At 63.2% G+C, this 26,081-nt stretch carries 28 protein-coding genes and 1 pseudogene; 23 read left to right on the top strand and 6 right to left on the bottom strand.

From position 1 onward, the window contains the following. Window positions 1–15: 15 nt before the first annotated feature. From ACOGJC_RS18095 to ACOGJC_RS18050, 10 genes and pseudogenes are all read left to right on the top strand, one after another. Window positions 16–162 (top strand): annotated as a pseudogene (locus ACOGJC_RS18095) (molybdopterin dehydrogenase); the annotation flags it as partial. Then, a complete protein-coding gene (locus ACOGJC_RS18090) occupies window positions 155–646 on the top strand; it encodes a (2Fe-2S)-binding protein (RefSeq protein WP_419846385.1) in 492 nt (163 codons plus the stop codon). The pseudogene ACOGJC_RS18095 and the gene ACOGJC_RS18090, both read left to right, overlap by 8 nt. Beyond that, complete coding sequence (gene pucD / locus ACOGJC_RS18085) at window positions 643–2,919, top strand: xanthine dehydrogenase subunit D (RefSeq protein ID WP_419846384.1); 2,277 nt, start codon at window positions 643–645, stop codon at window positions 2,917–2,919. Before ACOGJC_RS18090 ends, pucD begins: the two co-directional genes overlap by 4 nt. Continuing rightward, window positions 2,916–3,461 (top strand): nucleoside deaminase, encoded by a 546-nt coding sequence (locus ACOGJC_RS18080; protein WP_419846383.1) that lies wholly within the window; start codon window positions 2,916–2,918, stop codon window positions 3,459–3,461. The genes pucD and ACOGJC_RS18080 overlap by 4 nt, the downstream gene beginning before the upstream one ends. 33 nt (window positions 3,462–3,494) lie before the next feature. Then, window positions 3,495–3,677: a ferredoxin gene (locus ACOGJC_RS18075; RefSeq protein WP_419846382.1), complete on the top strand. Its 183-nt coding sequence runs from the start codon at window positions 3,495–3,497 to the stop codon at window positions 3,675–3,677. A 314-nt stretch (window positions 3,678–3,991) separates the two neighbouring features. Further along, window positions 3,992–5,158 (top strand): BMP family lipoprotein, encoded by a 1,167-nt coding sequence (locus tag ACOGJC_RS18070; RefSeq protein ID WP_419846381.1) that lies wholly within the window; start codon window positions 3,992–3,994, stop codon window positions 5,156–5,158. 48 nt (window positions 5,159–5,206) lie between these two features. Further along, window positions 5,207–6,451: an aminomethyltransferase family protein gene (locus ACOGJC_RS18065; RefSeq protein WP_419846380.1), complete on the top strand. Its 1,245-nt coding sequence runs from the start codon at window positions 5,207–5,209 to the stop codon at window positions 6,449–6,451. A 76-nt stretch (window positions 6,452–6,527) separates the two neighbouring features. Next, window positions 6,528–8,081 carry an ABC transporter ATP-binding protein gene (locus tag ACOGJC_RS18060; RefSeq protein WP_419846379.1) on the top strand — a complete coding sequence of 518 codons (1,554 nt, stop codon included), beginning with the start codon at window positions 6,528–6,530 and terminating at the stop codon, window positions 8,079–8,081. Window position 8,082: 1 nt separating this feature from the next. Next, the gene (locus ACOGJC_RS18055) at window positions 8,083–9,201 is read left to right on the top strand and encodes an ABC transporter permease (protein WP_419846378.1); all 1,119 of its coding nucleotides are present in this window, start codon (window positions 8,083–8,085) and stop codon (window positions 9,199–9,201) included. Next, on the top strand, window positions 9,194–10,138 hold the full coding sequence (locus ACOGJC_RS18050; protein ID WP_419846377.1) for an ABC transporter permease: 945 nt from the start codon (window positions 9,194–9,196) through the stop codon (window positions 10,136–10,138). Before ACOGJC_RS18055 ends, ACOGJC_RS18050 begins: the two co-directional genes overlap by 8 nt. A gap of 179 nt (window positions 10,139–10,317) precedes the next feature. Here the strand turns inward: ACOGJC_RS18050 and ACOGJC_RS18045 are convergent, their stop codons facing one another. Continuing rightward, a complete protein-coding gene (locus tag ACOGJC_RS18045; protein ID WP_419846376.1) occupies window positions 10,318–10,899 on the bottom strand; it encodes a helix-turn-helix domain-containing protein in 582 nt (193 codons plus the stop codon). A gap of 119 nt (window positions 10,900–11,018) precedes the next feature. Here ACOGJC_RS18045 and ACOGJC_RS18040 point away from each other — a divergent pair, with 119 nt between their 5' ends. The 5 genes from ACOGJC_RS18040 to ACOGJC_RS18020 are packed head-to-tail and all read left to right on the top strand — an operon-like array spanning window position 11,019 to window position 16,881. Next, window positions 11,019–12,035: a Rieske 2Fe-2S domain-containing protein gene (locus ACOGJC_RS18040; protein WP_419846375.1), complete on the top strand. Its 1,017-nt coding sequence runs from the start codon at window positions 11,019–11,021 to the stop codon at window positions 12,033–12,035. Between the two features lie 33 nt (window positions 12,036–12,068). Continuing rightward, window positions 12,069–13,109: a Rieske 2Fe-2S domain-containing protein gene (locus ACOGJC_RS18035; RefSeq protein ID WP_419846374.1), complete on the top strand. Its 1,041-nt coding sequence runs from the start codon at window positions 12,069–12,071 to the stop codon at window positions 13,107–13,109. Window positions 13,110–13,157: 48 nt separating this feature from the next. Beyond that, window positions 13,158–14,018 carry an FAD binding domain-containing protein gene (locus ACOGJC_RS18030; protein WP_419846373.1) on the top strand — a complete coding sequence of 287 codons (861 nt, stop codon included), beginning with the start codon at window positions 13,158–13,160 and terminating at the stop codon, window positions 14,016–14,018. Between the two features lie 2 nt (window positions 14,019–14,020). Beyond that, window positions 14,021–14,503, top strand: coding sequence for a (2Fe-2S)-binding protein (locus ACOGJC_RS18025; RefSeq protein WP_419846372.1), 483 nt, complete (start codon window positions 14,021–14,023; stop codon window positions 14,501–14,503). Beyond that, complete coding sequence (locus ACOGJC_RS18020; protein WP_419846371.1) at window positions 14,500–16,881, top strand: xanthine dehydrogenase family protein molybdopterin-binding subunit; 2,382 nt, start codon at window positions 14,500–14,502, stop codon at window positions 16,879–16,881. The genes ACOGJC_RS18025 and ACOGJC_RS18020 overlap by 4 nt, the downstream gene beginning before the upstream one ends. Before the next feature lie 41 nt (window positions 16,882–16,922). Here the strand turns inward: ACOGJC_RS18020 and ACOGJC_RS18015 are convergent, their stop codons facing one another. Beyond that, a complete protein-coding gene (locus tag ACOGJC_RS18015; protein WP_419846370.1) occupies window positions 16,923–17,741 on the bottom strand; it encodes an alpha/beta fold hydrolase in 819 nt (272 codons plus the stop codon). 31 nt (window positions 17,742–17,772) lie between these two features. Continuing rightward, the gene (locus ACOGJC_RS18010; RefSeq protein ID WP_419846369.1) at window positions 17,773–18,510 is read right to left on the bottom strand and encodes an SDR family NAD(P)-dependent oxidoreductase; all 738 of its coding nucleotides are present in this window, start codon (window positions 18,508–18,510) and stop codon (window positions 17,773–17,775) included. A 349-nt stretch (window positions 18,511–18,859) separates the two neighbouring features. Between ACOGJC_RS18010 and ACOGJC_RS18005 the strand changes: the two genes are divergently transcribed. The 6 genes from ACOGJC_RS18005 to ACOGJC_RS17980 all read left to right on the top strand — a co-directional run bounded on the left by ACOGJC_RS18005 (window position 18,860) and on the right by ACOGJC_RS17980 (window position 21,955). Further along, window positions 18,860–19,138 carry an SDR family oxidoreductase gene (locus tag ACOGJC_RS18005; RefSeq protein WP_419846368.1) on the top strand — a complete coding sequence of 93 codons (279 nt, stop codon included), beginning with the start codon at window positions 18,860–18,862 and terminating at the stop codon, window positions 19,136–19,138. Window positions 19,139–19,229: 91 nt separating this feature from the next. Further along, the gene (locus ACOGJC_RS18000; protein WP_419846367.1) at window positions 19,230–20,462 is read left to right on the top strand and encodes an NAD(P)/FAD-dependent oxidoreductase; all 1,233 of its coding nucleotides are present in this window, start codon (window positions 19,230–19,232) and stop codon (window positions 20,460–20,462) included. A 154-nt stretch (window positions 20,463–20,616) separates the two neighbouring features. Continuing rightward, window positions 20,617–20,781 (top strand): hypothetical protein, encoded by a 165-nt coding sequence (locus ACOGJC_RS17995; RefSeq protein WP_419846366.1) that lies wholly within the window; start codon window positions 20,617–20,619, stop codon window positions 20,779–20,781. Beyond that, window positions 20,771–21,127, top strand: a complete 357-nt coding sequence (locus tag ACOGJC_RS17990) for a type II toxin-antitoxin system PemK/MazF family toxin (RefSeq protein WP_419846365.1) — start codon at window positions 20,771–20,773, stop codon at window positions 21,125–21,127. Before ACOGJC_RS17995 ends, ACOGJC_RS17990 begins: the two co-directional genes overlap by 11 nt. 156 nt (window positions 21,128–21,283) lie before the next feature. After that, window positions 21,284–21,532 carry a hypothetical protein gene (locus ACOGJC_RS17985; protein WP_419846364.1) on the top strand — a complete coding sequence of 83 codons (249 nt, stop codon included), beginning with the start codon at window positions 21,284–21,286 and terminating at the stop codon, window positions 21,530–21,532. Between the two features lie 3 nt (window positions 21,533–21,535). Further along, a complete protein-coding gene (locus tag ACOGJC_RS17980) occupies window positions 21,536–21,955 on the top strand; it encodes a type II toxin-antitoxin system VapC family toxin (protein ID WP_419846363.1) in 420 nt (139 codons plus the stop codon). Window positions 21,956–22,016: 61 nt separating this feature from the next. Here ACOGJC_RS17980 and ACOGJC_RS17975 read toward each other — a convergent pair whose 3' ends face one another. From ACOGJC_RS17975 to ACOGJC_RS17965, 3 genes are all read right to left on the bottom strand, one after another. Then, on the bottom strand, window positions 22,017–23,222 hold the full coding sequence (locus tag ACOGJC_RS17975; protein ID WP_419846362.1) for a hypothetical protein: 1,206 nt from the start codon (window positions 23,220–23,222) through the stop codon (window positions 22,017–22,019). 172 nt (window positions 23,223–23,394) lie between these two features. Further along, window positions 23,395–24,849: a HipA domain-containing protein gene (locus ACOGJC_RS17970; RefSeq protein WP_419846361.1), complete on the bottom strand. Its 1,455-nt coding sequence runs from the start codon at window positions 24,847–24,849 to the stop codon at window positions 23,395–23,397. A 6-nt stretch (window positions 24,850–24,855) separates the two neighbouring features. Continuing rightward, window positions 24,856–25,143 carry a helix-turn-helix domain-containing protein gene (locus ACOGJC_RS17965; RefSeq protein ID WP_419846360.1) on the bottom strand — a complete coding sequence of 96 codons (288 nt, stop codon included), beginning with the start codon at window positions 25,141–25,143 and terminating at the stop codon, window positions 24,856–24,858. Between the two features lie 300 nt (window positions 25,144–25,443). Here ACOGJC_RS17965 and ACOGJC_RS17960 point away from each other — a divergent pair, with 300 nt between their 5' ends. After that, window positions 25,444–25,701, top strand: a complete 258-nt coding sequence (locus tag ACOGJC_RS17960) for a type II toxin-antitoxin system Phd/YefM family antitoxin (protein WP_419846359.1) — start codon at window positions 25,444–25,446, stop codon at window positions 25,699–25,701. Then, window positions 25,698–26,078, top strand: a complete 381-nt coding sequence (locus ACOGJC_RS17955; RefSeq protein ID WP_419846358.1) for a type II toxin-antitoxin system VapC family toxin — start codon at window positions 25,698–25,700, stop codon at window positions 26,076–26,078. The genes ACOGJC_RS17960 and ACOGJC_RS17955 overlap by 4 nt, the downstream gene beginning before the upstream one ends. The last annotated feature ends 3 nt before the right edge of the window (window positions 26,079–26,081 follow it).

Genomic DNA, 26,081 nt, shown 5'->3' with positions numbered 1-26,081 from the left:
TGGACGGGCCCACGATGGTCCGACGCGGACATCGCCGCCGTGGCGGACGCAGCGAGCGAGGAGGTGTCGCCTATCGAGGATCACCGCTCCGCTGCGTCATATAGGAGGCATGTAGTGGCGACGTGTGTCCGGCGAGCGCTCAGGAGGATCGGTCGTGAGTGAGTCCCTGTCGTTGAACGTCAACGGGACCGCAACGACGGTGCCGTCGTCATGCGCCGGCGAATCACTGCTCTGGGTCTTGCGCGAGATACTCGAGCTCCGGAGCGCCAAGGGCGCCTGCGAGGAAGGGGAGTGCGGATCCTGCACGGTCTTGGTTGACCAACGGCCGGTGTGCTCGTGCCTGACGATGACCGGGGTCCTGGGTGACACAGAAGTCGTGACGCTCGAGGGACTCGAAGACGACCCGATGACCTCCGCTGTCCAGCGCGCTCTTGTAGCGACGGGCGGGGTGCAATGTGGGTTCTGCACCCCTGGATTCGTGGTGGCCATCCGTAGTCTCATTGACGAGACCGAGGCGCTCACAGCGTCGGCAGTACGCGAGGCGCTCTCGGGAAACCTGTGCAGGTGTACCGGATACGGTCGCATCCTCGAGGCCGTGGCGCTGGCGGCCCGCGAGTATCACGGCGCCGAGCTGGAGCCGCGATGAGCACCACGCAGATCGTCGACGACACGGCATCACCCCGGCTCGGGGACTCGACCCAGCGACCGGATGCAAACCTGAAGGTCAGCGGCAGGTTCGCATTCAGCAGCGACCTCAGCGCCGCCGGCGAACTCTGGGCCGCGACACTCAGGTCGCCGCACAGCAGCGCTCGAATCGAGTCGATCGACACGTCACGCGCTGAGGAGCTGCCTGGCGTCGCCGTCGTCATCACAGGCGCCGACCTCCCCGCGGCCTCTTCCTATGGGATCGAGATTCGAGATCAGCCAGTGTTCGCCACCGAGGTCGTCCGCTACCACGGCGAGCCCGTAGCCGCTGTGGCAGCCGAGGATCCGCGAACAGCTCGAATGGCCCTCGACCTCATCGATGTTATCTACACCCCGCTGGAAGGGGTGCACGATCCCGAGGAATCGCTCACGGCCGAGCCGATCCATCCCGACGGGAACGTGTTTCGGCACCTCCAGATCCGGCGAGGTGACCCCCAAGTCCGGGGAGCGGTCGCAGTGGAGGCGACCTATGAGATCGGCATGCAGGACCAAGCGTTCCTGGGAACTGAGGCCGGGCTTGCGGTGCCTACCGCGGACGGTGGACTGGATCTCTACCTGGCATCGCAGTGGCTAGCCAGCGACTACCAACAGATCAGCGAATGTCTCGGACTGCCACCGGAGCGGCTGCGGCTCATCCTCTCAGGAGTCGGCGGCGCCTTCGGCGGCCGCGAAGACCTGACAATGCAAATCCATCTCGGCCTTTTGGCACTGAAGACCCGGCGCCCGGTCCGGGTGAGCTACTCCCGCGAGGAATCCTTCCTCGCCCACGTTCATCGGCACCCTGGACGGGTATGGGTCCGACATGAAGCCGACGCCGAAGGACGACTCGTCTCGGTACAGGCGCGTGTTCTCCTTGATGGCGGGGCCTACATGTCCACCTCGAACTCCGTGATCCTGAACGCGTCGGTGTTTATCACCGGCCCCTACAAGGTGCCCAACGCCACGATCGATGGGTTTGCCGTTCGCACCAACAACCCATCCTGTGGGGCGATGCGGGGCTTCGGTTCAGTCCAGGCCTGCATCGTTCACGAAGCCCAGATGGATCGACTGGCAGCGGAACTGAAGCTGGATCCGGCAGAGGTTCGGCTCCGCAACGCCATGGCGCCGGGCGATGAGCTCAGCATTGGGCAGGAGGTGCCGTACCCGGCGCCGGTGGCCGAACTGATCCAGGCTTGCGTCGACCACCCGCTGCCGTCGGTGCTTTCGCCGGACCCAGAGGACCCATTCGCCGCGATGCCAGGCGGATACGGGCGCACGGCTGACCCCGAAGACATCCGCCGCGGCGTCGGCTACGGCGTCGGCATCAAGAATCTCATGTTCAGCGAAGGATTCGATGACTTCTCCACCGCTGATTGCGAGCTGGTCGATGGCGTCGTCACCATCCGCTGTGCTGCGGTAGAAGTCGGTCAGGGATTCGTCACTATCGCCCAGCAGATCGCTGCCGAGACCCTTGGCACCTCACGAGTCGAAGTAGCAGTGGCAGATAGCGACGCCGGAGATGCGGGCTCGTCCTCTGCGAGTCGACAGAGCTGGATGTCTGGCGGAGCGATCCAGGCCGCGTGCCTCGCGGTCCGCTCCCAGTTCCTCCAGGACATCAGCAGACAAACCCTAACTCGCAGTGAAGGCCTCATAATCCGCGACGACGTGGTGTGCACCCTTGAGGACCAGGAGCTCGGGAGTGTCGCCGATCTCGCTGACGGCAAGGTCTACCGGGCCAGAGAGGAATACCACCATCTGCCGACCGAGCCACTCGACGGCCAGGGCCAGGGCAACGCGTTCGTCGCCTTCGCATTTGCGGCACACCGAGCGGTGGTGGACGTCGATGTCGAACTGGGCCTCGTCCGGGTCGTGGAGATCTGCACTGCTCAGGATGTTGGTCGGATCTTGAACCCGGTCCAGGCCATCGGACAGATCGAAGGTGGGATCGCCCAGGGTGTTGGTCTCGCCGTCATGGAGGAGCTTCAAGTCGACGAGGGCCGCGTCGTGAATCCGAGCTTCACCGACTATCTCATCCCGACGGTCCTGGACATGCCGCCTGTCGAGATCGCCCGTCTCATCGAGCAGCCCGAGCCCCTCTCGCCGCTGGGAGCCAAGGGGATCGGTGAGCCACCCACGATCTCCTCCACTGCGGCGGTCATTGCGGCGATTCGCGATGCGTGCGGGGCGGCGCTGACCCGCGTGCCCGTCCGACCTCAGGACATTTGTGGGGTGTGACCGCATCGCTGGGGAACGCGAAATCCAACCCAAAGGAGAGCTACATGAGCCCGGCAAAACCATCAGAAACTGACCTGGAATTCGTTCGGCAGGCGATAGAGGTGTCGCGCCGTGCGCGCGAACGTGGGGATCATCCGTTTGGCGCCCTGTTCGTCGATGCTGATGGGCAGGTCCTCGTCGAGGGCTTGAACTCGGTGAGGACTACTGGCGACCTGATCGGACACGCCGAAACGAACCTGGCACGCGACATCGGCATGAGGCTCGATCCCGAAGTTGTCGCCGGTGGCACGCTATATTCCAGCTGCGAGCCGTGTGCCATGTGCGCAGGCGCGATGTACTGGGCCGGCGTCACCAGACTTGTCTACGGCATGAACGAGGCTGATCTCATGCCGTTCGACGAAGGCGATCACGGTGAGAATGCCACCATGACTGGTGTCGGGTGCCGAGCTGTTCTGGCCAGTGGGCAACGTGACATCGAGGTGATCGGCCCGACACTGGTGGACGAGGCCGTAGCCGCTCACGTCGGCTACTGGGACAGCTAGGGCGAGGTAGAGGAGCAGATCGACGTGCGAGTGGTGATTGACACCGACAAGTGCATAGGGGCGGGGATGTGCCTGAGCGTTGCCCCGGACCTATTCGAGCTTGATGGCAGTGGAAAAGCGACGTTGAAGGTCGTTGATCCGACAGAGGATCAGCGAGTCGCCATCGAGTCTGCGGTCGTATGCTGCCCGACTGAGGCGATTTCGGTTGCCGACTGAGAGATCCGCAACGGGCTGCCGCCGGCTGAGGTGCCTCGAGTCAGAGCGCATCCATCACGAATTGGCTAGATCAATGTTCGCCGTTGGATGTCATCATCGCCGGCGCTCGTAGGGAAGAGGTTGGTTCGGCGTCAGTCTCGGCGTTCAGCTGCTTTAGGGCCAACGTCGTGGTTGCCGACCTCCAAGCCGTGGCGCGTTGTGGAAGCCTCGTCGTCGCTCACGGCAGGCCGACAGGATATTGACTCAGTGGATATTGACTGCAACAATACAGAGGACGTGCCCAGGTACCCACTCCAGCGCAACGGTTGCGACGGGTGAACTGGGTGGATGAGGAGGAAGATCGCATGCGAACGTCTACGTCAGCCATGGCACGCCATTGGGTGGGCCTTGCCATCGCACTAGTCACGGTGTGTCTGCTCGCCGCGTCGTGTGGCGACTCGGACGGTGATACGGATGAGCCTGACGCAACCGAGACGCCCGCGAGTGCGGAGGCGCCGGATACGGATGAGCCTGACGCGACCGAGCCGTCAGCAGGTACGGAGGTGCCGGACGAGGTGAACATCGCGGTTGTCGTCTTCGCGGTGAAAGAAGCCTCCTGGAATCTGTCCCTCATCGGTTCGCTCGATCGAGTCGCAGAGGCCGAACCCCACGGCCTGCAAGTGACGTACGAAGTGTTCGAGAACATTGCGTACGCGGACGGGGAGCGGGTGATTCGCGAGCTCGCGTCCGGCGGTGAGTACGACATCATCCTCGGTCACAGCACGTACGGCGAAGCAATTGCGGCCGTCAAAGACGACTTCCCCGACATGCTCTTTGCCTACTCCGGCTCCGGGAATGAGCCGAGTGGTGGCAACGGATACTGGATCGACGTCTTGCTCCATGAACCTGCATATGTTGCAGGTGTCGCAGCGGCCTTGATGTCCGAGACCGACAGCATCGGCGCGGTGGCAGCATTTCCGTTCCCGAATGTGAATGGCCCTGTGAACGCGTTCTTCGATGGGGCGAGGTCCGTGAGTCCGGACATCACCACCAGCGTGACCTACATCGAAAGCTGGTTCGATCCTGCAAAGGCAGGCGAGGCATCGGCGGCACTGATTGCATCAGGAGCGGACGTCTTGTACGCGCCCTCGACGCCGGGCACGTTTTCACCCATCGCTGAGGGGGACCCGGTCCTTGGAATCGGGGACTTGATCGATGAGGCCCCCCAAGCCCCGCACGCGATCGTCACGAGTACGGTTGCTCTCTGGGATCCTGCGGTCAGCGTGCTGATCGATGCTTGGTTCGACCACGCCGTCAACGACGCTCCGTACGACGCTCCTCTCGAACGGATCCGCTTCTTCATGTCCGAGGGCGGTGCCGACATCGCGCCGCTGACAGAGACTCTTGTCCCCGGAGATGTCGCAGCCGCCGTCATGGAAGTGCGCGAGCAGATCCTGAGCGGCGAAGTCGTCGTCGAGCTCAATGAAGGGCCCGTGGAATAGGACGTCCGTCCCATCGCAGGCATCGCAACAGACGAGTGGAGTTCAAGAATGAGCGAGGAACTGTTGTCGTTGACAGGGACACCATTCACGCCGCGCCTAGGGCGGTTGAACAGCTCGAACAATTGGGCAGAATGGGCGAATGGTGACCTCGTTTGGCTTCGGCCCGAGTCGTTCGGCAACCACCACGCAGCGGTGACTGCCATGCGCGAGAGCGCCGTGCTGGAGGACAAGTCCCCGTTGGCGATGTACTTCTTCAGCGGCCCCGATGCGGAGGCATTTCTTCAGAAGCTGGTCATTCGCGATGTGTCGAGGCTTCAGATCAACAGTTCGATCTATATCGTCTTCTGTGACGATGAGGGCCACGTCGTCATCGATGGTGTGCTGTTTCGGCTCGGCGAGAACGAGTATTGCTATACGGCAACGCCAATTGACAAGTGGCTCGCGGAGCACCGCGCTGGATTTGACGTAGAGATCAGCTTGGCGACGAACGACTGGGGCATCCTCCACGTGCAAGGGCCAAATGCGTTCGAGGTCGTTGCCAAGGCAACAGGCGAGAACTGGGACGAGCTGAAGTTCGGCCGGGGTGCGCGGACGCGGCTCGGGGGCGTCGACATACGACTCTGGCGAGTCGGCTTCGCCGGTGAGCGTGGCTTCGAACTATGGGTGCCTGCCGCTGAAGCGCTACCAGCGTTCGATGCTCTGGTCAGTGCCGGTGAGCCGTACGGGCTCGAGCATCTCGGTGACTTGGCCGAGGACGTCTGTCGTATCGAGGCGGGTCTGGTTCTCCCGGTGATCGACTACACGATGGCGGGCCCAGATCTCTTCAAACAAGACAGCGACCCAACCGCGCCGCAAAGCGTTCAGTGGCTGGCCACCCCAGCCCAGATCGGTGCCGAACGATTCGTCGAATTCGGCAAGGCCGATTTCCTGGGCCGGGAGGCGCTGCTCGCGGAGCAGGAGCGTGGGGGTCCTTCATCTCGCCTCGTGGGTGTCGAGCTCAACTGGCGTGACATCGTGGCGGGCCAGGAGCGGATCGGGCGTCCGCCGCGAGTCCCAGAACGCGTTCAGCGGTTCCCGCTGCTGCCGATCCGTTCAACCGAACATCACGCCGGCTATGCGTCGAGTGTCGTCTGGAGCTCCTGGGTCAACGGACTTGTCGGTCTGGCCCGAATCGAGGATGAACTTGCGGACCCCGGCAGCGACCTTCGCCTGTCATGGTCTGAGGCCGGAGAAACTTGGGACGTCGGAGTGACGTTGTCGGAACTACCGTTTCTCAAGCGAAAGCGGTCCTAAGCAACGGCGCCCTGCCGAGCAGTAATCTGCCCGACAGGGCGCCGAGCCCCGCGCTCGACATTTCTCAGGGAGACCAGTGATCGCTCACGGCACGATGGAGCCGACGCTCCGGCTCCAAGGCATCTCGAAGAGCTTCCCAGGTGTTGTCGCCAACGACGACATCTCCTTCGATGTGCTGCCTGGCAGCATTCACTGTCTGCTGGGTGAGAACGGTGCCGGGAAGTCGACGCTGGCCGGCATCATCTACGGCGTCCAGCGCCCGGACCTCGGCACCATCGAGCACAGCGGCGGGCGCATCGATCTCCGATCGCCTCGCGATGCCATCGCCGCGGGGATCGGCATGGTCCACCAGCACTTCGAGCTCGTGACTCCCATGTCCACAATCGAGAACGTCCTCATCGGCACGTCCAGCAAGCGTCGGCTGGACCTCACCGATGTCAGATCCGCGCTCGCCGAGCTTTGCGAGACCTACGACGTTGACCTCGATCTCGACGCGCCTGTCGGCGGATTGCCCGTGGGCCAGCAACAGTGGGTCGAGATCCTCAAAGCCATGTACCTGGGCGTCGACCTGTTGATCCTCGACGAGCCAACCGCGGTGCTGACCCCGTCTGGCGTCGAGCGCCTGTTCGAGGCCCTGAATCGAATGCGCAAGCGGGGGTTGGCCGTGATCCTGATCAGCCACAAGATGGACGAGGTCATGGGAATCTCCGACCGGGTCACGGTGCTGCGACACGGTCGTCTGGTTGAGACGGTCGAGACTGCCGAGACCTCAGCTGCGGAGCTGACCAAGTTGATGGTCGGACGTGATGTAGAGCTCACCGCGACAGCCGAGATCCCAGCGCCGGGGCCGCCGGTGCTCGAGATAACGGGCATGCGGATGGGTACGGAAACGGGCCGCGGCGCCCTACGCGGGATCGACTTGGTCGTCCGCGAGGGCGAGATCCTCGGTATCGCCGGCGTCTCGGGCAACGGGCAAGGGGCGCTCTACGACGCACTCGTGGGCATGGTCAACACCGATGCCGGCACCATCACCATCGGCGGCACCGACATCACCGACGCCACCGCGGCGTCGGTGGCGGCCATGGGAGTGGGCAGCGTCCCCGCCGACCGCATCCAACAGGGCCTCCTCATGGACTTCACCATCGGTGAGAACCTGGTTCTCCGCCGCCACCGGCGCGCTCCGTACGCGCGGCGCGGCATCCTCAGGCGAAAATCGATTGCTCGCTTCGCAGATGAGGCCTTCGAGTCCTTCGAGATAGCAGCCCCATCGGCGGCGCACATCACGCGGACGCTGTCAGGCGGCAACCTCCAGAAAGTCGTCATGGCAAGAGAGCTCGCCGGCGAGCCCCGTTTGTTGATCATCGCTCAACCGACGCGGGGCCTCGACATCGGTGCCACCGACTACGTGCGCCGCCGCCTCCTGGCTGAACGAGACCGAGGAGCCGCGATCCTGCTGATATCGGAGGACCTCGACGAGATCGTCAGCCTGTCGACCCGCATAGCGGTGCTGCACGACGGAGAGATCATGGGCGAGGTGGCGAACCAGGATTTCGATATCGAGACAATCGGCCGCTGGATGACGGGCGCCAGCAGTCATGCGATGAGCGGTACGACCGATGGGAGGGCCTGACGTGGCTTCGGTGGAAACTGCTCGCCGAACGCGCCCGAAGAGCGTGCTCCGAGGTCGCTGGTGGAAGCTCCAGCGCCGGATCTACGTCGGACCCGGCCGCGAGACGGTGGCGATAGCGACTGGAGTTGTGGTTGCCGTCGCCATATGCGGGATCTTGATCGCCGCCGCCGATGCACCAGTGCTCGCCTCATACCGCTCGCTCCTCGACGGTGCTCTGGGATCGCGGCCGGCCATCTATGAAACGTTGGTCCGAGCCACACCGCTGATCTTCACGGGACTGGCAGTCGCGTTCGCTTTCCGGGCCAAGGTGTGGAACATCGGCGCGGAGGGTCAGTTCTTCGCCGGCGCCATGGCTGCGTGGTTCGTCTCCGACCTCTGGGCCGACAGCCTGCCCAGGGCGTTCATGTTGATCGTGATCTTCCTCGCGGCCGGAGTTGCCGGTGCTGCCTGGGCTTCGATCGCGGGTGCGTTGAAGGCCTACTACGCGGTCAACGAGATCATCACCACGGTCATGATGAACTTCCTCATCCTGTTTCTGTTGTCGTACCTGTTGAGCGATGCGTGGCAAGCCGAGGACACGTACTATTTCCAGACCGAGCGCATGGCTGGTTCGACATTCCTCCCGCAGTTCTTCGGGAGCCGGCTGCACCTCGGATTAATCGTTGGGATCGGGGCGGCCGCGCTGGTTTGGTGGATGCTGCGGTATACGTCGTTCGGCTACGAGGTCCGTGGGATCGGAGCCAGTCGACGGGTTTCGGAGTACGCGGGAATCAACGTGGCGAGGTCGATTGTGCTGATCATGGCCGCGAGCGGTGCCATCGCCGGCTTCGCAGGTGCGAGCGAGCTCACGGGCATTCATCATCGTCTTCAACTCGACATCTCCGATCAGGTGGGGTTCACGGGCATCATCATCGCCCTGGTGGCCCGGCTGAGGGCCCCGGGCGTCGTGTTGGTTGCCGTCTGTACCGGCGCAATCCTGAACGGCGCCACGTCGATGCAAGTGGCGACCGGCGTTCCGGCCGCTCTGGTCGATGTTCTGCTGGGCGTGACATTGATGTGCGTCCTCGTTGCGGCGGTCGCGGTGCGCTACGACCTCGTTCGGGTAGACCTCCATGAGTGACGTATTCGAAGCGATCGTCAGCGTAAGCGTTCTCTCGGCGTGCCTGCGCATCGCCACCCCATTGCTGCTCGCCGCGATCGGGGAGATGGTCACCGAGCGGGCCGGAATCCTCAATCTCGGTATCGAGGGAACGGTCACTGTCGGTGCCTTCTCCTCGTTCGTCGTCGTCGATCAGACCGGTTCGCTCTGGTTCGGCATCGTCGGCGGGATCGTGGGGGCGATGGCTCTTGCCGCCCTCATGGCTTTTCTCACAGTCACGATCAAGGTCGAGCAGGTGGTTGCCGGGCTCGCTCTCAACCTGGTCGGCCTCGGGATCAGCTTCTACCTGCTCCGGGCCATCTTCGATTCGGGAAGTACCACCGTGCCAACAGTGTCGACGTTCTCGCCCGTCGAGATTCCTCTACTGTCGGACATTCCGGCAATCGGTAACATCTTCTTCTCCCAGCACTGGCTTACGTATTTCTCGGTCGTGCTCGCCGTGGGTGTTTGGGTCGGACTGGAGCGGACGACCTATGGGCTGGAGCTGCGCAGTGTTGGCCACAATCCGGAAGCCTGTGACATGCGGGGCATCCCGGTTCACCGGGTTCAGTACGCCGCTCTTCTCTTCGGTGGTTTCACCGCCGGACTAGCCGGTGCCTTCTTGAGCATCTTCTCCACCGGCTTGTTCTTCCCGGACATAGTCGGCGGCCGGGGCTGGATAGCGTTGGCCATCGTGATCTTCGGGAACTGGCGCGTGGGCCGGATCCTGATCGGTGCGGTGTTCTTCGGCTTTCTCGAGGCCTACCAGCTGTCGCTTCAGAGCCGAGGCGTCGACATCCCCGACCAACTCCTGCTCTCGCTTCCGTTCCTCCTCACGATCGTGGCGCTCGTCTTCAACCGCGCTCGAAGCCGGGAGCCGCTCCATCTCGGAGTCCCGTACTACCGCGGTGAGCGATGATCGATGCGGGCGCGGCGAGAGGTGGATCACGTAGTATTGACCTAGTCAAAGCAACGTGATGCGGGACCATCACCCCACGGGGTTGCGGCCACCGCCCGGATCCATCACCGGTCCTTCAATCCCATCGGCGGTGACGCGGTCATCAAGTGACGCCGGTCCCCCCCCCGGGTCGCTCACATCTAGAACGAGGGCGGGCTCGACACCATCAGGAATCTGGCGCCGAGTTCACCGGAGCTCCAACGGTGGGGTGTTGTGGCCGGGTAGGACAGGGTGTCGCCGGGCTCGAGCACAATCGGCTCCTGGCCGTCGAGGTGAACTGTCACCTGGCCCTCGATCACGCTCACCAGCTCCTGGCCGGCGTGCACGATTTTGTGAGACATCGCAACCCCAGGTGCAGCGGTGGTCTCGTTCGCCTCGAGCCGGTGACCCTCGCCTGGGGTGAGGAAGCGGACAGTGGCCCCATCAGCGAGAACAAACCGTTCGCCCTCACCTTGGCGGACCAAGGTGAGGGCCGAGTAGTTCGGCTCGAGCAGCGCAACCGTGGTGGTGTCGAGCGCTTGGGCCACTTTGTGGAGCGCGAAGAGGCTGGGCATTGCGTGGGAGTTCTCGATCTGGGAGAGGAACGGCTGGGAGAGGCCGCACTCGGCCGCGAGCTCCTTCATGGTGAGGCCCGCAGCCTTCCGGCGGCGACGAAGCTCTGGACCTAGCGAAGGGGCGATCGCGACCTTGTCGACATCCGTCTCGAGTTCATCAGCATCCATCGAAAGCTCCCACGGTGAATATTGACGACAACAATACAGACGATGTATCCTGCTGCTTATCGTAGCTGCGGAACAGCCAGCACTGCCCAATGGAGGACCTTTGAATACCGGGGGTGCGAATGCTCACTGATGACAAGGAAAGCACTCGGGAGGATCGCCGTTTCTACGAGTGCCTCGACCAGTTCTGGCACCCGGTGGCCCGGGTTGAGGACGTCGGCAATGGTCCACACCTCGTGACCCTCCTCGAACGGAGGCTGGCAATCGCCTGTATCGACGAATGCTGGATCGCGTTCGACGACCAATGCCTTCACCGGGGCGCGTCGCTGTCGCTCGGGGAGGTAGACGGAAGCTGCCTCCGGTGTCCCTACCACGGCTGGGCGTACAACGCCGACGGAGCCGTTGTCGAGGTCCCTGCCAACCCCGCCGTGGGCGCCAACCTCACTATTGGTCTGGGTAAGTACCGCTGCGAAGTCAAGCACGGGCTGGTGTGGGTCAGTCTCAACGACAATCCCGTGTTCGAGATACCTGACTTTCCCCACCTCGATGACCCGGAGTTTCGGGTCATCTCCTGTGAGCCGTACGAGTGGGAGTGCGCGTCGGTGCGCCGCCTCGAGAATTACGTGGACTTCGGTCACTTCGCGTGGGTGCACGACGGCTTTCTCGGCTCGCGTGACAAACCCGAAGTGGGAGTTCACGAGACCTGGCGGGAAGACGGAGCTTTGAGGTGTGAAGCCACGGTTATCGAGCCGCCGTCGGGCAAGATGAAGAAGCACCTGCGCGATCTGAGAGACATGATCACCGCCCGGAACGAGTACTGGATCAGCATGCCGCACAGCGTCCTGCTCGATCGTCACTTCGAAGGCGGGGCGCGCTATGTGCTGTTCATGACGGCCAGCCCGATCGCGCCGAACCGTACGAGGTCGTTCTGGTTCATCGGCCGCAATTATGCGAAAGAGGAGTCCGCCGATCAGGAGTTCCTGGACTTCGAGTGGGAGATTCTCAACCAAGACCAGCCTATCGTCGAATCGCTGGAGCCAGGGGTCATCCCCTCCGCCCTCGGCGAGGAGATGTACGTCAAGACCGCGGACGAGATCACGCTGGGCTACCGCAGATGGCTGACCGAGTTGTCAGCCTGACGCTCATGGAGCCAGCAAGCGGGGAGGGGCGAAATGGCAGCCGAAGCCGAGTCGAGAGTCGATTATCTCGATGCAGAGACCGAAAGCAGTTTGTACGAGTCGATCCGCGACAAGTTCTGGTACCCGGTCGCGTACTCGGATGAACTCGATGACTCACCGCAAGCGGTCACGTTGTTCGGCGAACGGCTCGTGGTGGTTCGACTCGATGGCGAGCCGGCCGTGTTCGACGATCAGTGTCTCCACAAAGGGACAGCTCTGTCACTCGGTGTGGTCGACGACGGTTGCCTGCGTTGTCCCTACCACGGCTGGAAGTACAGCCCCGACGGCTCGATAGTCAGGATCCCGGCTCGCGAGGAACTGTCAGGCCTCGTGAAGGCAAAGCTCCGACGCTACCCAACGGTTGAAACGAGTGGGCTCGTGTACACCTGCCTTGGGGATGAGCCCCGATACCCGCCTCCGTCGATCCCCGAGTTCGAGGATCCCGCCTACGAGTTCTTGCACCTCGACATCTACGAGTGGGACTGCTCCCTCGCACGCCGCTTGGAGAACTATTTCGACTTCTCTCACTTTGCCTGGGTCCACGACGGCATTCTCGGCGACAGTTCACAACCGCGGATCGATGACTACGAAGTCGAGCGCGTAGAGGGCGAGATTCGGTTCGAAGCGGGGCCGTTCCCCGAGTTCACCGACAACGTGAAGAACGCGCCCGAATCCTCGTATGGCGGTGAGGCCGTCTACGGCGCAATGAAGCGGTACCGCGTCTTCATTCCGAACGCTATGCGGCTCAACAGCGCCGCCGGCGAAACGGAGGACTACGTCCTGTGGGTGTGTTTGGCGCCGGTTGGACCCGAGCGCACCCGGTGCTTCACCTATCAGGGCCGCAACTATGGGTTCGACAACCACTACGAGTTCATGGCTTTCGCACAGTTGGTCACCGACCAGGATCGGCCGATCGTGGAGTCTCAGCGCCCCACCGAGGTGCCAGCGGTGCTCCCTGCGGAGATGTTCGTCAAAGGAGCTGACCTCGCCCTGCTCGAGTACCGCCGCTGGCTCCTCGAGATCGCGAATGAGTAGCCAGACCGCGGGGAAGGCCATGCCGGGTCCGACCGCGTGGGGACGAAGATGAAGCCACCGCCGTTTCTCTACGCCCGCCCAGAGTCGATTGAGGAGGCCGTGGCAGTGCTCGTCGAACATGGCGACGAGGCTCGGCCACTCGCCGGAGGGCAAAGCTTGGTCCCGATGCTGAACTACAGGCTGGCTCGACCCGAGGTCCTCGTTGACCTGGCTCGCGTGGAAACGCTCAGGGTCATGACAGAACACGGCGGCGGTTGGTCTGTTGGCGCGACGACGACGCATGCCGAGCTGGGACGCAACGGAGACCTGGTAGCCAACTGCGGGTTGGTTGGCAAAGCGGTGCCTTACATCGGTCATCTTCAGATCCGGGCTCGCGGCACCGTTGGTGGCAGCGTCGCCCACGCAGACCCAGCAGCTGAGTTGCCAGCCGTCGCCTTGGCCGTTGATGCAACGGTCGTTGCCGAGGGTCCTGGAGGTCGGCGCAATATCGCTGCCGACGAGTTCTTCGTTGGGCCCTATGCGAACGGGCTCGCCGAGGGGGAGTTGTTGGTGAGCGTGGAGTTTCCAAAGCTGCCGGTGGGGACGCTGTACCTATTCGACGAGTTCGCCCGTCGCAAAGGTGACTTCGCGGTTGCCGGGATCGCGGGGATTGTCGAGATGTCCGAAGATGGCGTGACCGTCGGGAGCTCGCGGTTGACCGCGTTCGGGATCGGGGGGACGCCGGCGCGGCTTCGGGCCGCAGAAGAGGTCCTCGTCGACCGGGTCCTCGGTCAGGAAGCAGCCGATGAAGCAGGTGCCGCCGCAGCTCGCGAGGTCGAGCCGTGGGATGACAACCATGGGCCCGCCACATTCAGACGACAGCTCATCAGCACGATGCTTCGGCGTTCACTCATGGCCCGGGCGGCGTAGCAGTGGCCACAGAACTCGCCGCCGAAATTCGAGTGGAGCTATCGGTCAATGGGGAGCCTGTTCATGCCGTCGTGCCAGTTCGCCGCCTGCTCGCCGACTTCTTGCGAGACGACCTCGGGCTCACGGGCACACATGTGGGTTGTGAGCAAGGCGTGTGTGGAGCATGCACCGTGGACCTCGACGGGGCGCCAGTGCGCTCGTGCATCGTCCTTGCAGTGCAGGCCGATGGCGCATCGGTCCGGACGGTGGAGGGACTCGCGCGGGACGGGGTGCTCAGTCAGATGCAGGCTGCGTTCAAGGAACATCACGCCCTGCAGTGCGGCTTCTGTACGCCGGGGTTCTTGATGACACTGTCGACAGTCGACCCCGCGGACTATCCCGGGGCCGAGGGAATCCGAGAAGCATTGTCGGGGAACCTCTGTCGCTGCACGGGCTACGGCGGAATCATCGCTGCCGTTGAGTCGGTCTGGGGAGAGTCACCATGACCGATCTGGGCAGTATCGGGGATCGCCCCCAGTACGTCGGCGCGCACGTCACCCGCTCCCAAGACGACGCCCTGCTTATGGGCAGCGGCACCTACGTCGCCGACATCCGCCGCACCAACATGGCTGAGATTGCGGTCGTGCGCAGCACGGTGCCCCACGGACGAGTTGTGAGCATCGACTCAGAGCTGGCACGCGAGGTTCCAGGGGTTCTCGACATCATCATCGCGGCAGACCTCGTGGATGTGAGCCCATTCCCGAACTTCGCAACGCACACCGAGACGCCGGCGACGTTCCCGCTGGCTCGCGACAAGGTCCGCTATGTCGGAGCCCCGGTGGCGTGCGTCCTGGCGACTGATAGATACGTAGCCGAGGATGCAGCGGAACTCGTCTTCGTCGAATACGAAGAGCTGGAACCGATCCGTTCGATCCGCGCAGCCGTTCAGCCAGGGGCCCCCTTGCTCTACGACGACTGGGCCAGCAACAAGTTGCTCAGCCTCGAGCCCGACCACACCGATGCGGAGCGACTGATCGACGAACTCGGCAGTTTTCGACGCGAGTACGTCATCGGCCGCCACACTGCCATGCCAATGGAGTGCCGAGGCGCGGTGGCCGAGTTCGTCAACGACCGACTCACGCTGTGGAGCACGAACCAACTCCCGCACATCGCACGAACGACACTGTCCCATGTCCTCCCACTGGCCGAGCGCGACATACGAGTCGTCGCCCCATACATCGGCGGCGCGTTCGGACTGAAGCAACACGTCTACCCCGAAGACGTGCTTGTCAGCTGGCTGGCCATGCGTCACATGCGACCGGTCCGGTTTGTGGAGGACCGGGCCGAGCACATGATCGCTGGCACTCATGCGCGCGACAAAGTGATCACGATCGATGGAGCGATCCGACCCGATGGAACCATCGCCGCACTGAAGGTCGATGTCCTCCAGGACCTGGGTTCCGCGGAGGTCTTTCCCGCTGCGTTCGCGCCAGCCCTCACGACCGCCGGTCACATGACCGGCGCCTACGACATTCCAACGTGCAGCGTCTCGGTTACCGCGGGGGTGACCACCAAGACTCCTAGCGGCGCCTACCGCGGGTTCGGCGTCCCAGAGGCGATCTTCGCCCTCGAACGCTATGTCGACGAGATCGCCGTCCATTTCGGCGTCGACCGCATCGAACTCCGGCGCAAGATGCTCGTGTCCGACGCTGACATGCCGTATGTGACGCCCTCGGGCGCGTTGCTCGACTCGGGCAGTTTCCGCGAGACCCTGGACGCTGTGGTCGCGGCCGGCGAAACCGCGGTCGAGGCTGCCCGCCGCCAGTACTCCGGTGAAGGGCCCTACAAGATCGGCGTTGGCTACGCGGTGTATCGGGAAGGAACGGGGCCGACGCACTTCGGCGCATCGAGCCACTGGACCGGGCATGAGTCGTGCTCGATCTCGGTCGCACCCGACGGGAGCGTGCTAGTCGCGATGGGAGTGACCGACCAGGGTCAAGGCACGAGAACATTCGTCGAGACGATGGTTGCCGATGCCCTCGGCGTCGAGCGCGGTAGCGTCCGCGTTGAGCTCGGTGACACCGACTCGACACCCTACGGATTGGGTGCGTTCGGCTCACGCCAGGCGATCTTCGGTGGTGGCGCAATCCTCAAGGCAGCCCGCCCAATCCAAGAGAAGATCAGGCGTATCGCCGGCCACCTCCTCGAGGCCAATGAAGACGACATCGTCGTCGAGGCCGGTCGGGCTCATGTGGCCGGGAGCGAGGCTCCATCCGTCATCCTGGCCGAGATCGCAACCGTGGCGACAGTGCGCACTCTGGACTTGCCGCCCGGCGTCGAGCCCGGGCTCGAGTCGACGGCGCGGTATGAATCGGACACGGTGCAACACGTGCCGGATCACGAGGGCAAGATCAATGCGAATGCGGCCTATCCCAATTCGGCGCATGGCGTAGTGATCCGCCTCGACACCGAGACCGGCGAGCTCAAGATTTTGGATTACCACGTAGCTCACGACTGTGGGAGGGTGATCAATCCCCCGATCGTGGAGGGACAGATCCTGGGAGCCGTCGCGCAGGGCGTCGGCGGGGCTCTGTATGAAGATCTGAGGTTCGACGAGTTCGGCCAACCAGTTACGCCCTTCATGCACTACCTCGTGCCATCGGTTGAAGAGATGCCGACGGTTGAGATATTCCACCACAACACGCCGTCTCCGAACACGCCACTGGGCATCAAGGGTGTTGGCGAGGGGGGCTGCGTCGGAGCCTTGGCAGCAATCGGTAACGCGCTCGCCGATGCCTTCGGGCCCGGAGTAGCCATCGATTCGACTCCGTTGTCTCCCGAGCACGTGCTTGCACTCGTGGAAACGCTCAAATCCACGTCGTGACCACCGAGCGCAGTTACCGGTGGGCTCGAGCTGTGGCGGGCTCAGCTGGGGTTCGCCGCCAAGAAGTCGCGGATGGTATTGCTCAGATCGGCGGGCCGATCGAGCGGGACCACATGCGTGGACTGCTCCAGCTGCACCAGCTGAGAGTTGTTGATCAGCTCAGCCATCCGCTCCATCGCGTCTGCTTGCACGAACGTTGCAGTCGCATGCACCAACAGCGTGGGGCAGGCGACTTTCGACAACGCGGGCCAGTGGTCGCCGTCGCGGAACGGCCACTGCTCGTAGAGGAATGGGTCGTGCCGGGCGACGATCTTGCCGCCATCGGCACCGCGAAACGAGCCGTTCGCCATCGCCGCGATAGCACTGGCCGGCGCATCAGGTTGGTTGTCGGCCAACCAGGCCTCCACGTCGGCGAATGTGTCGAACCACTGCGGACGCGGCGGTACGTCGGTTGGCGAGACCCCAAAGGACGGCTCGATGTCGACGATGATCAGCCTGGTCACGCGCTGAGGATTCGCCGCGGCGTACTCGAGTGCGACAAGCGCTCCCCAAGAAGCTCCGCAGAGATTCACGCCATCGAGTCCTACGTCGTCGATATGGGCAGCGAGCGCCTCGACCTGTGATGCAGTCGAGTAGTCGTGGGTAGGAGACCAGAGGCTGTCGCCGTGTCCCCGCATGTCCACGGCGTGAATGCTCGCCACGTCTGCGAGATGGTCGGCGACGTCGTGCCACACCCAGCCGGTCCCAGTGACACCGTGAACGCACACTAGTGGAGGCCCCGTGCCGGGATACTCGAGCCGATGGAGCCTTCCGTCGGGGATGTCGACGTAGTGGTGGGAAACGGGGAGGGTGGAGTTCATGGTGATCCTTGGCCTCGCTTGGAGCGAAGCGCTAGTGGTAGTGGGCACCGCCGTTGACGAGGATGTTCTGCCCGGTCACGAAGTCGGCGCCAGAGCTCGCCAGGTACAAGATCGTGCCAATCATGTCCTCAGGGACCTGGGTGCGCTTGAGAGCGCGGCCCGCAACAACGAACTCATCGCTCGTCGAATCGGCCGGCCGTAGCGATGGATCCGGTATGAGGTCGGGCGACACCGTGTTCACGGTGATGCCATCGGGGCCGAGCTCCTGAGCGAGACACCTGGTCAACCCGATGACCGCGCTCTTGCTCGCCACATAGTGAGGGAAGCCAACCGTGCCCTTGAAGCACGTGTTGGATGCGATGTTGATGATCTTGCCTGAGCCCTGCTCTCGCATGTAGGGGTAGACCGCAGAGCAGGACAGCCATACACCTCGAACATTGACCTCGAATGTTCGATCCCACTCCATCTCCGGTACTTCGAAGAACGGACCTCGCGTGGTCTCGGAGAAATAGGCCGCGTTGTTGATCAGAACGTCGATCGAGCCGAAGGCGTCCGCTGCTGCTGACGCGAGCGCAACGTTGTCCTCGGCCGAGCTGATGTCGGCCGTGACGTAGATTGCCTCACCTCCAGCCTGGGCGATCTCGTAGGCGACAGACTGTCCATCGAGAAGGTCGCTCACCACCACCCGAAAGCCCGCATCGGAGAGAGCGAGGCAGTACGCCCGCCCGAGCCCTCGCGCCCCTCCCGTCACAATTGCAGTTCCCGTCACCTGGTCCCCTGTTCTTCTGGCCGAATGCTAGGTGACCTCCATTGATTGTGTCAATAATTATTCAGCCACTGGCATCGGAGTGCGGGGCACGGGCCCGAGCGGAGATGTTGGTCGTGACGACCCCCAACATGCTGGCTTAGACGCTGTGCGGTGGGTTGTTACTCACATCTTGTACCACCGACACAGTGCCGCGGAATTTTGTTCCTGGAAAGATTTTCGCCCGGCCTGTAGGATAGGAAATTGATACTGTCAAAGTTCGGTTCGCCCGGGTTCCGGTTCGGTAGCTAGCGGAGTGCCCGCCAAGTGCTGAGCCGGCGAATCCGCACGAACCCAGTGAGGAGGGACCGCTATGGGGCTGTTGGACGGCAAGGTCGCGGTTGTGACTGGCGCTGCCCAGGGAATCGGACGCGCGTACGCTCTCGGGCTCTGTCAGGAAGGCGCCAGAGTCGTGGCCGCAGATTTGGCGAGATGCGACGAGGTTGTGCGCGAGATCGAGGCGCGGCGCTGCTTCCCGCGAACGCAAATGCCCGACGACATGGTCGGCACGGCGGTCTATCTGTTGTCCCCACTGTCGGACCTCGTGACCGGACAGAACGTGTGGGTCAACGGCGGTTCGGGCTTCCACTAGGGCTGACGATGCGTCTCGACGCGAGCTTGCCCCTGCAATCGCCCCTCGCTTGGGCCTCCGTACAGCGCGCGACCGGCGAGGTCTCAGCGCGATGCGCAACATGGAGGAAGACATGAACTCCTCACAGACGGAAGAGGTCGACGTGCTCATCGTTGGAGCGTCACTGGGTGGGCTTCGCGTGGCCGAGGGACTCCGGAAGCTCGGCTTCGACGGCACGGTGAAGCTGGTAGGGGACGAGGCACACCTGCCATACGATCGACCGCCCCTCTCCAAAGAATTTCTCACGGGGGACGTCTCGGGTGAGGAGTGCTGCTTCCGCGACGAAGGCCAACTGAACGAGAACGGCATCGATTTGGAGACCGCCGCAGCGGCGCTCGCCGTCGACCTAGACGCCTCGAGCGTGTTGTTCGAGGACCGGACCGTGCGGTTCAGCCACCTTGTGGTGGCAACGGGTGCACGCGCTCGAACGCTCCCCGGAGCCGCCGAGCTCGCTGGGGTCCACACAATGCGCACGCTGGAGGACGCCCGGACGATCCGAAGCGAGTTCGTGGCCGACGCCGACGTGGTGGTCGTTGGCGCGGGCTTCATCGGCGCAGAGGTCGCGTCCTCGGCGCGCAAGCTCGGCCTCCAGGTCACCGTCATCGAGGCTCTTCCCAACCCTCTGTGCCGCGCCGTCGGCGAAGGCCCCGGCCATGCCTGCGCCGACCTTCACACCGAAAACGGCACGACGCTGGTGTGCGGTACAAGTGTCTCGCACCTAGAGGGCAACGGCCACGTCGAGGCTGTGGTCCTCGACAATGGTGACCGGTACGAAGCAGGTCTGGTGGTTGCCGGTATCGGCGTGCAGCCGAACATCGACTGGCTGGTGGATAGCGGGGTTCCTTTGGGAAATGGTGTCAGCTGCGACGAGTTCCTATGCGCCGGCTCGAGCAATGTCTACGCAGTCGGTGATGTCGCTGAATGGTTCAACCCTCGATACGGGGAGTCGATGCGGGTCGAGCATTGGACGACCACTGTCGAGCAGGCCCAGGTGGTCGCCCACAACATCTCGAACCCGGACGCCCCTCGTGAGTGCACCGCGATCCCGTACTTCTGGTCTGATCAATACGGCCACCGCATTCAGTTCTTTGGTCGTACGCGAGATACGGACATCGAGGAGTTCGAAGTCGGGGAGGCTCGGTACTTCGCCATGTACCGCCGCGAAGCCGAGTTGGCCGGCGTCTTGGCGATCGACGGGACCTGGCCGCTCATGCGGTTGCGCGGGATGTCAATGCAGGGATCGGTTGGCTGGGATGACGCAGTTGATGTCATCAATCGAACTTGACACGCTCCTTTGGTCGTCGGCGCTGGCGGGGTAGACGCCTGTGAGATAGCCGTGGTAGTCTACTTTTATAGCGCCTTCAAAGACGACAACATTGCGGGTCCCAAGCGAGTTGCGGGATGAGATCGCCTGGATCGCTGAACAGCGAGGCACGTCCATGGTTGACGTCGTGGCCGACGCGGTACATCAGCTCGGCCGTGATGAGTGGTGGTCGTCGGTCCGGGATGCGCTCGATGATCTGACCCCGTCGGAAGTTGACGCCTACCAGATGGAGAGCAGGCGGATGGATACTGGCTCAGTAGACGGTTTGGATGAACACTGAGGGACGGTTCACCCGGGGTGATGTGTGGTCGGTGGATTTCGGCGCCGACCCTGCGCATCCCGAGCAGGCCTTTCGTCGCCCGGCACTGATTGTTTCCGACGACAGGCTGCACCACCCAAATCTGAAGATGGTGATCGTGGTACCGGGCACGTCCACGATTCGCTCGGTTCCGCTGAATGTCGTGGTTGAGCCCGATGCAGGGACTGGACTTGTTGCCGCCACCGCGTTCCAAGTCGAACAGGTGCGGGCGGTATCGACTCATCGATTCGTCGAACGGCTAGGTCGGCTCGATCCCATGTACTTGCGAGCAATGGATGAGATCCTGCGAAATGCGCTCAGCCTGTGATTGCTGGCCTGCGTGTCCATATGAAGGGACTCCCGTTGGCGTTAAGCAGGCCTTCGGTGCCCTGCTAAGGGCTTGTTCAAAATGCGTTGGTGGGGAGGGGATCTTTCGTTAATTCAGGCCCCATGTCGCTGGATGGATGATGCTATGATATCACTGGTGAGAACGGTCATTACCATTCCAGATCAGATGCATGCCCGAGCCAAGCAGCGCGCGGCGGAATTGGGCATCAGCTTTGCGGAGTTCGCCCGCCGCCTATTCGAGAAAGAGCTGGAGGCGCCCACCCCCCAGGGAGATATCGAAGCCATCTGCGGCATGGTCAGCGGCGCGCCATTCGACATGGCCCGAGGCGGAAACAAGATCGCCGCCGAGGCTGTCAATCAGCTGAATCCCGAAGTGTCCGGGTAGGGGATGGAGTCATCCTATGCGGACACCTCGGCGTGGGTGTCGATGGCAGACAGCGCCGAGGCGTCCCATGGTGCTGTAGCCGAAGCACTCCGCATCCGGCGGGGCCACTTGGTCACGAGTGATCATGTGCTCCACGAGACCTGGGCGGTGATGCGCTACCGGCACAACGCCTACACCGCCGAAAAGCTCATCAACGCCATCCGAAGCGGAATCGCCAGAATTGAAGTCTCGGGGCTGGCCGATCTCGAAGCAGCCGCTGCGATCGGGGGTGCATTCGCCGACCAGGACTTTTCGCTATCGGACCGCACTAGCTGGGCCGTCATGGAGCGGCTTGGGATCCATAATGTCATCTCGCTCGACAATGATTTCCGCATCTACCGATTCGGACCCGGCCGCCGCCTCGCCTTCACCGTTGCGCCATGACCTCTGACCGGGCCTTGGATTCCTACGACATAGAGATCATCGACGCCCGACGCTGACTAGGTCATCGGCGGAAGCGGGTGAGGGCGGCTCGGCGTCTTCGGGCGAGGGCGGCTGATCGTGCGTCGGCGGCTGATCGTGCGTCGGCGGTCAGCACGGCCTCGGAGCCGGGCATCGCGGCAGGGAGATCCTCGATTGCGAGCAGCCGGGCGACGGGTTTGGGTATCACGTTGGCTTGATTCCACCGGAAGAGGATCTGGCCCTGCGTGCAGCCGCCGAGATCGAGCCAGTTGTTGTAGCCGGGGTCGGCTTCGCTCACAACCACACGAAGGGTGCCGTTGTCGAGCACCGCTTGTCCGGCGTTGAGGCTGGATTGCCGATTGACCCAGTCGGTGGACTGTCCCCAGATGTCGCCGAGTTGCACGTTCCAGTAGACGCAATCGGGGACCTCGACCTCGATGAGGAGCGCTTGGCCTGGGGAAATGTCGTACCAGCACTCGGCATACGCCTGATCGGTGGCGCCGCCCAATGATCCGACATCTTCGGGTGGGGTCGGCTCGATGTGTTCGAACGAGTTGACCTCCCCCCGGTCAATGTGCTCCCGGTAGTAGCTGTTCCAGAACGGGGGAACACGGTTCACCTCGGCGGCTACGGAGCGCAGTTTGGAGGCCAGTTGCTCAGGGGTGATCCGAGATGCCGGCGGGTCCTCGGAGAGGCATCGAAGCGACAGGGCTGCCAGCGACTCGCTCTCCCAATCCGAGAAAAACTGGCGCACAAGTAGGGATGTGCGCTTGGCAGGGAGCTGGAACCACGGACGGCCGGTGGTCCCCGGATCGGGTTGCGAGCTCAGCGTCACCGTGAAGTTGCCGTTCTCGTCGGCACCGAGCTCGGAGACGTGGATGTTCCTCACGAACTCGAAATCGCCCGTGCCCCACTTCATGCTCATCAAGGCGATACCGAGGTACGCAACCGACCCGATGTTGCCGGAGAACTCGTAGTCGTGGACCAAATCGATCGGGGCGGACTGATAGAGCGCATCAGGATTGTCGAGTCCCATCTTCGACGGATGGAACCAGGCAAGCTCCGGGAGCCTTGGGTCGGCGTTCTCGAACGTCGCCAAGCACGCCTTTACCAGCGACCTAACCACGTGGCGAACCCCCTCGGCCTCGTCGATGGGGGACTCCGTCACCTGATCGTCGGCGAACACGTAGTCGACCGACCCCTTCAACTCCTCGCAGAAGTCGATCCAAGCCTGCTGCATTTGAGACATGTCGGAACGGTAGTCAGTCGATGATGCGGAGCACTGCGCGATAGACGACTCCGCCAGTCAGCCTTGGCCCATGATGGCGTTCCCGGATTCACCGCCGACCGATACCTGCGCCGTTTCGCCTCTTGTCGATATCGTCGAACACGGCATGGGACAGCGGTTGCACGGCTGCTGTTCAGTAGCGGTGATCGTTTCCGCGATGCGGGGGGCGGATGCACGGTTTGCCTGTACGCACCCCGATATGTCCGCAGCGGGGTGATGCCTTCGCAGGGAGTGATTGAACTTGCACAGCGATCCCACTAGGAGTGGGTCCGCCAGCACCGCCTGTGCGGGCCTTGGCAGCAGCCTCCTCAGCTGTTGCCTTGCACTTCTGGGAACGAGATGTCATCGCCGCCCTTAGTGACGCGACTTCCGGGCTCGTGCCCATGCCGGGCGGGAGGGCGGCAATAGCGGCGGCGAGAGCATCGGGTACTGCGGCAGCGAGCTCGGAGGCACGGGCAGCTACGGACACAGGGTCTAGGCCGAGCCGGTCGGCTGTACGGCGCAACCCCGAGGGGCGGTCAGCGCTCGACAGCCGGTAGTCCTTGCCTAACTTCATCGCCAGGCGGATATTGCGGATCGGCTTCCCCGCTCGGTAGGGCAGCCAACTTGCCGTGTCGTACAATGGCGAGAGGCGCACGATCCCAGAGCCGGGAAGCAAGAGTCCGTAGTTTTTGGCGTGCCCGTCGGTGGCAGCTGATATCCACTGGTAGAGGAGGTAATCGCAGAACCTCTCGACATCGCCGGTGTTCCCCGAATCGCAGTGCTCCCGCAGCACACCTGCGATGTCGTCGGGCCCAGGTCCGCCATCCCGCTGGTATTTCATGTTCGGCGGATGGCCGAGTGCCTGGCACATGTCCTCTTGATGGATGCGGTGCGCTCCGCCTGCGGGCCGGTCGAAGCGCTCGACGATGATTACCTCGACTCCTTCGTAGACAGCCACAGTGGTGCGGGCCGTGGGGAGGCCGATTCTGGACGCGGTGGCCTGGGTGAGGTGCTCGACTATGGCTTCGTGCGGGTAGGGGTCGGGCCTGGTCGCTTTGATGATGTGGGTGGTAGGGACGGCCCCGTAGGGCACGGCCCACCCGCCGTCGTCGGTTCGGCGCACAGCGACTTTTGGCTGCATCCCAGCGAGGCTGAATCCTGAATCGGCATCAGGGGACCGACGCCCTCGGCGGGCTGGGTCGACTTGAAGCGCTCTGAGCCAGTCGGCTATCTCAGCCTCAGATATGGGGTCGGCTCCGCCCTTGTCGGCGGCCATCGCTTCTGCCTGGTCGGGCGGGCAGAACTGGACGGCGCCAGCGCAGTCGGCACCCATCGGCGTTCCGAGCAGCAGCAGCGTGTCGGTGCGGGCGAGGTCGTGCTCGGCGCGCAAGGCGCGAAGAAAGTCGTCGTGGTCAGGCAGCAGGCCTTCGAGCCATCCGCGCAGATCGTTGCCCTCGGCACCGCCGTCGGGGATCGGGAACCGCACTGATAACGGAGGTCCGCCGTAGATTCCGTAGGCCGGATCGTATGCGAACACAGGGCTGCGGCTGTCGGACAGGTCGAGCGTCCCAGCAATGCGCCCGCCGATCAGCACAGCGAGTTCCACGGCTGGCTACTCCCCTGTCAGCGAGCCGAGAAGGGCATCGACATCGAATGCCGGCGGCGGGGTGCGGGTGGCCATCGGTGTGAACCCCAGATGCAGAAGCGCAGCCAAGACCTTGCCGACTTCGGCTGACTGCTTACCCTGTTCCACCTCCGACACCCATTTGCGGGACACGCCAAGCCTGCCTGCCAGCGCGGCCTGGGTCATCTGCGCTCCCTCGCGGGAAGAGCGGATGAACCTGCCCATCTCCTCAGCAGTGCGTATCGGCACCCATATAGCGTTATCCGAATCCGACATGCCCATATCGTACCACCGTTCGGTGACACACCCCCTCTCGGTAACCGAACGGCATCCGAAACCATGTTGGGAGCGAACGGTTGCATTCGCATCCCGCAGATGGCTCCATGTCGCGCCGCTTCTCCCATGCCTCTTGCCATCATCGCCACCTTGCCGACGCGGTTCGCCCCTTCTTTGTCAAAGTATGCGTGTTCACTTGGAGTATCGACCGACTTTGGAATCGAATGACTGATGGGGAACGTCAGTGCTCGCACCCCAATTGCGGTTGAGATCAGTGATGCTCTTAGCTAAGCTAGGACTATGTCTGCTCTGGTGGTTAACACACATGAGGCGAAGTCGCGGCTGTCGGAGCTGATTCGCGAGGCCGAGGCGGGTGTTGAGGTGATTGTGGCCCGTAATGGGAACCCGGTGGCCAGGATCGTTCCATGGCGCCCTGGTCGCCCGGCCCGGGTTGCCGGGGCGTGGGCTGGGCGGGTTGGCTATCGCGGAGATGTGGTCGGCTCTGATGCGGAGGTCGTGGCCTTGTTCGAGGAGTCGGCTGAGGCAGAAATGCCGTGAGGGTCTTGGTAGACAGCCATGTCGCCCTGTGGTGGCTCGAAGGCAGCGAATCCCTGGGCTCGCAGTGCCGACAATTGATAGAAAACGCGGATGAGGTCTACTTCTCGGCAGTCACTCCGTGGGAGCTCGGGATCAAGCGAGCGCTCGGCAAGCTGACCATGCCCGATGGCCTTGTCGCTGCGCTCCAGTCAGGAGGGTTCGTTCCCCTAGCCATCTCAATGGAACACGCTGAGCATGCCCCTTCGCTTCCCGCCCACCACCAAGACCCCTTCGACCGGATGCTCATTGCCCAGGCCCAACTCGAAGCGCTGTCCCTGGTAACCGCCGACCAGTCTCTGGGCTCCTACGACACAGAAATCATCGACGCACGACGATGACCC

The sequence above is a fragment of the Candidatus Poriferisocius sp. genome, assembly GCF_965204015.1.
Taxonomy (GTDB): domain Bacteria; phylum Actinomycetota; class Acidimicrobiia; order Acidimicrobiales; family Bin134; genus Poriferisocius.
Note: the sequence above shows the minus strand (reverse complement) of the source record. Positions and strands in the feature narration are given on the sequence as shown.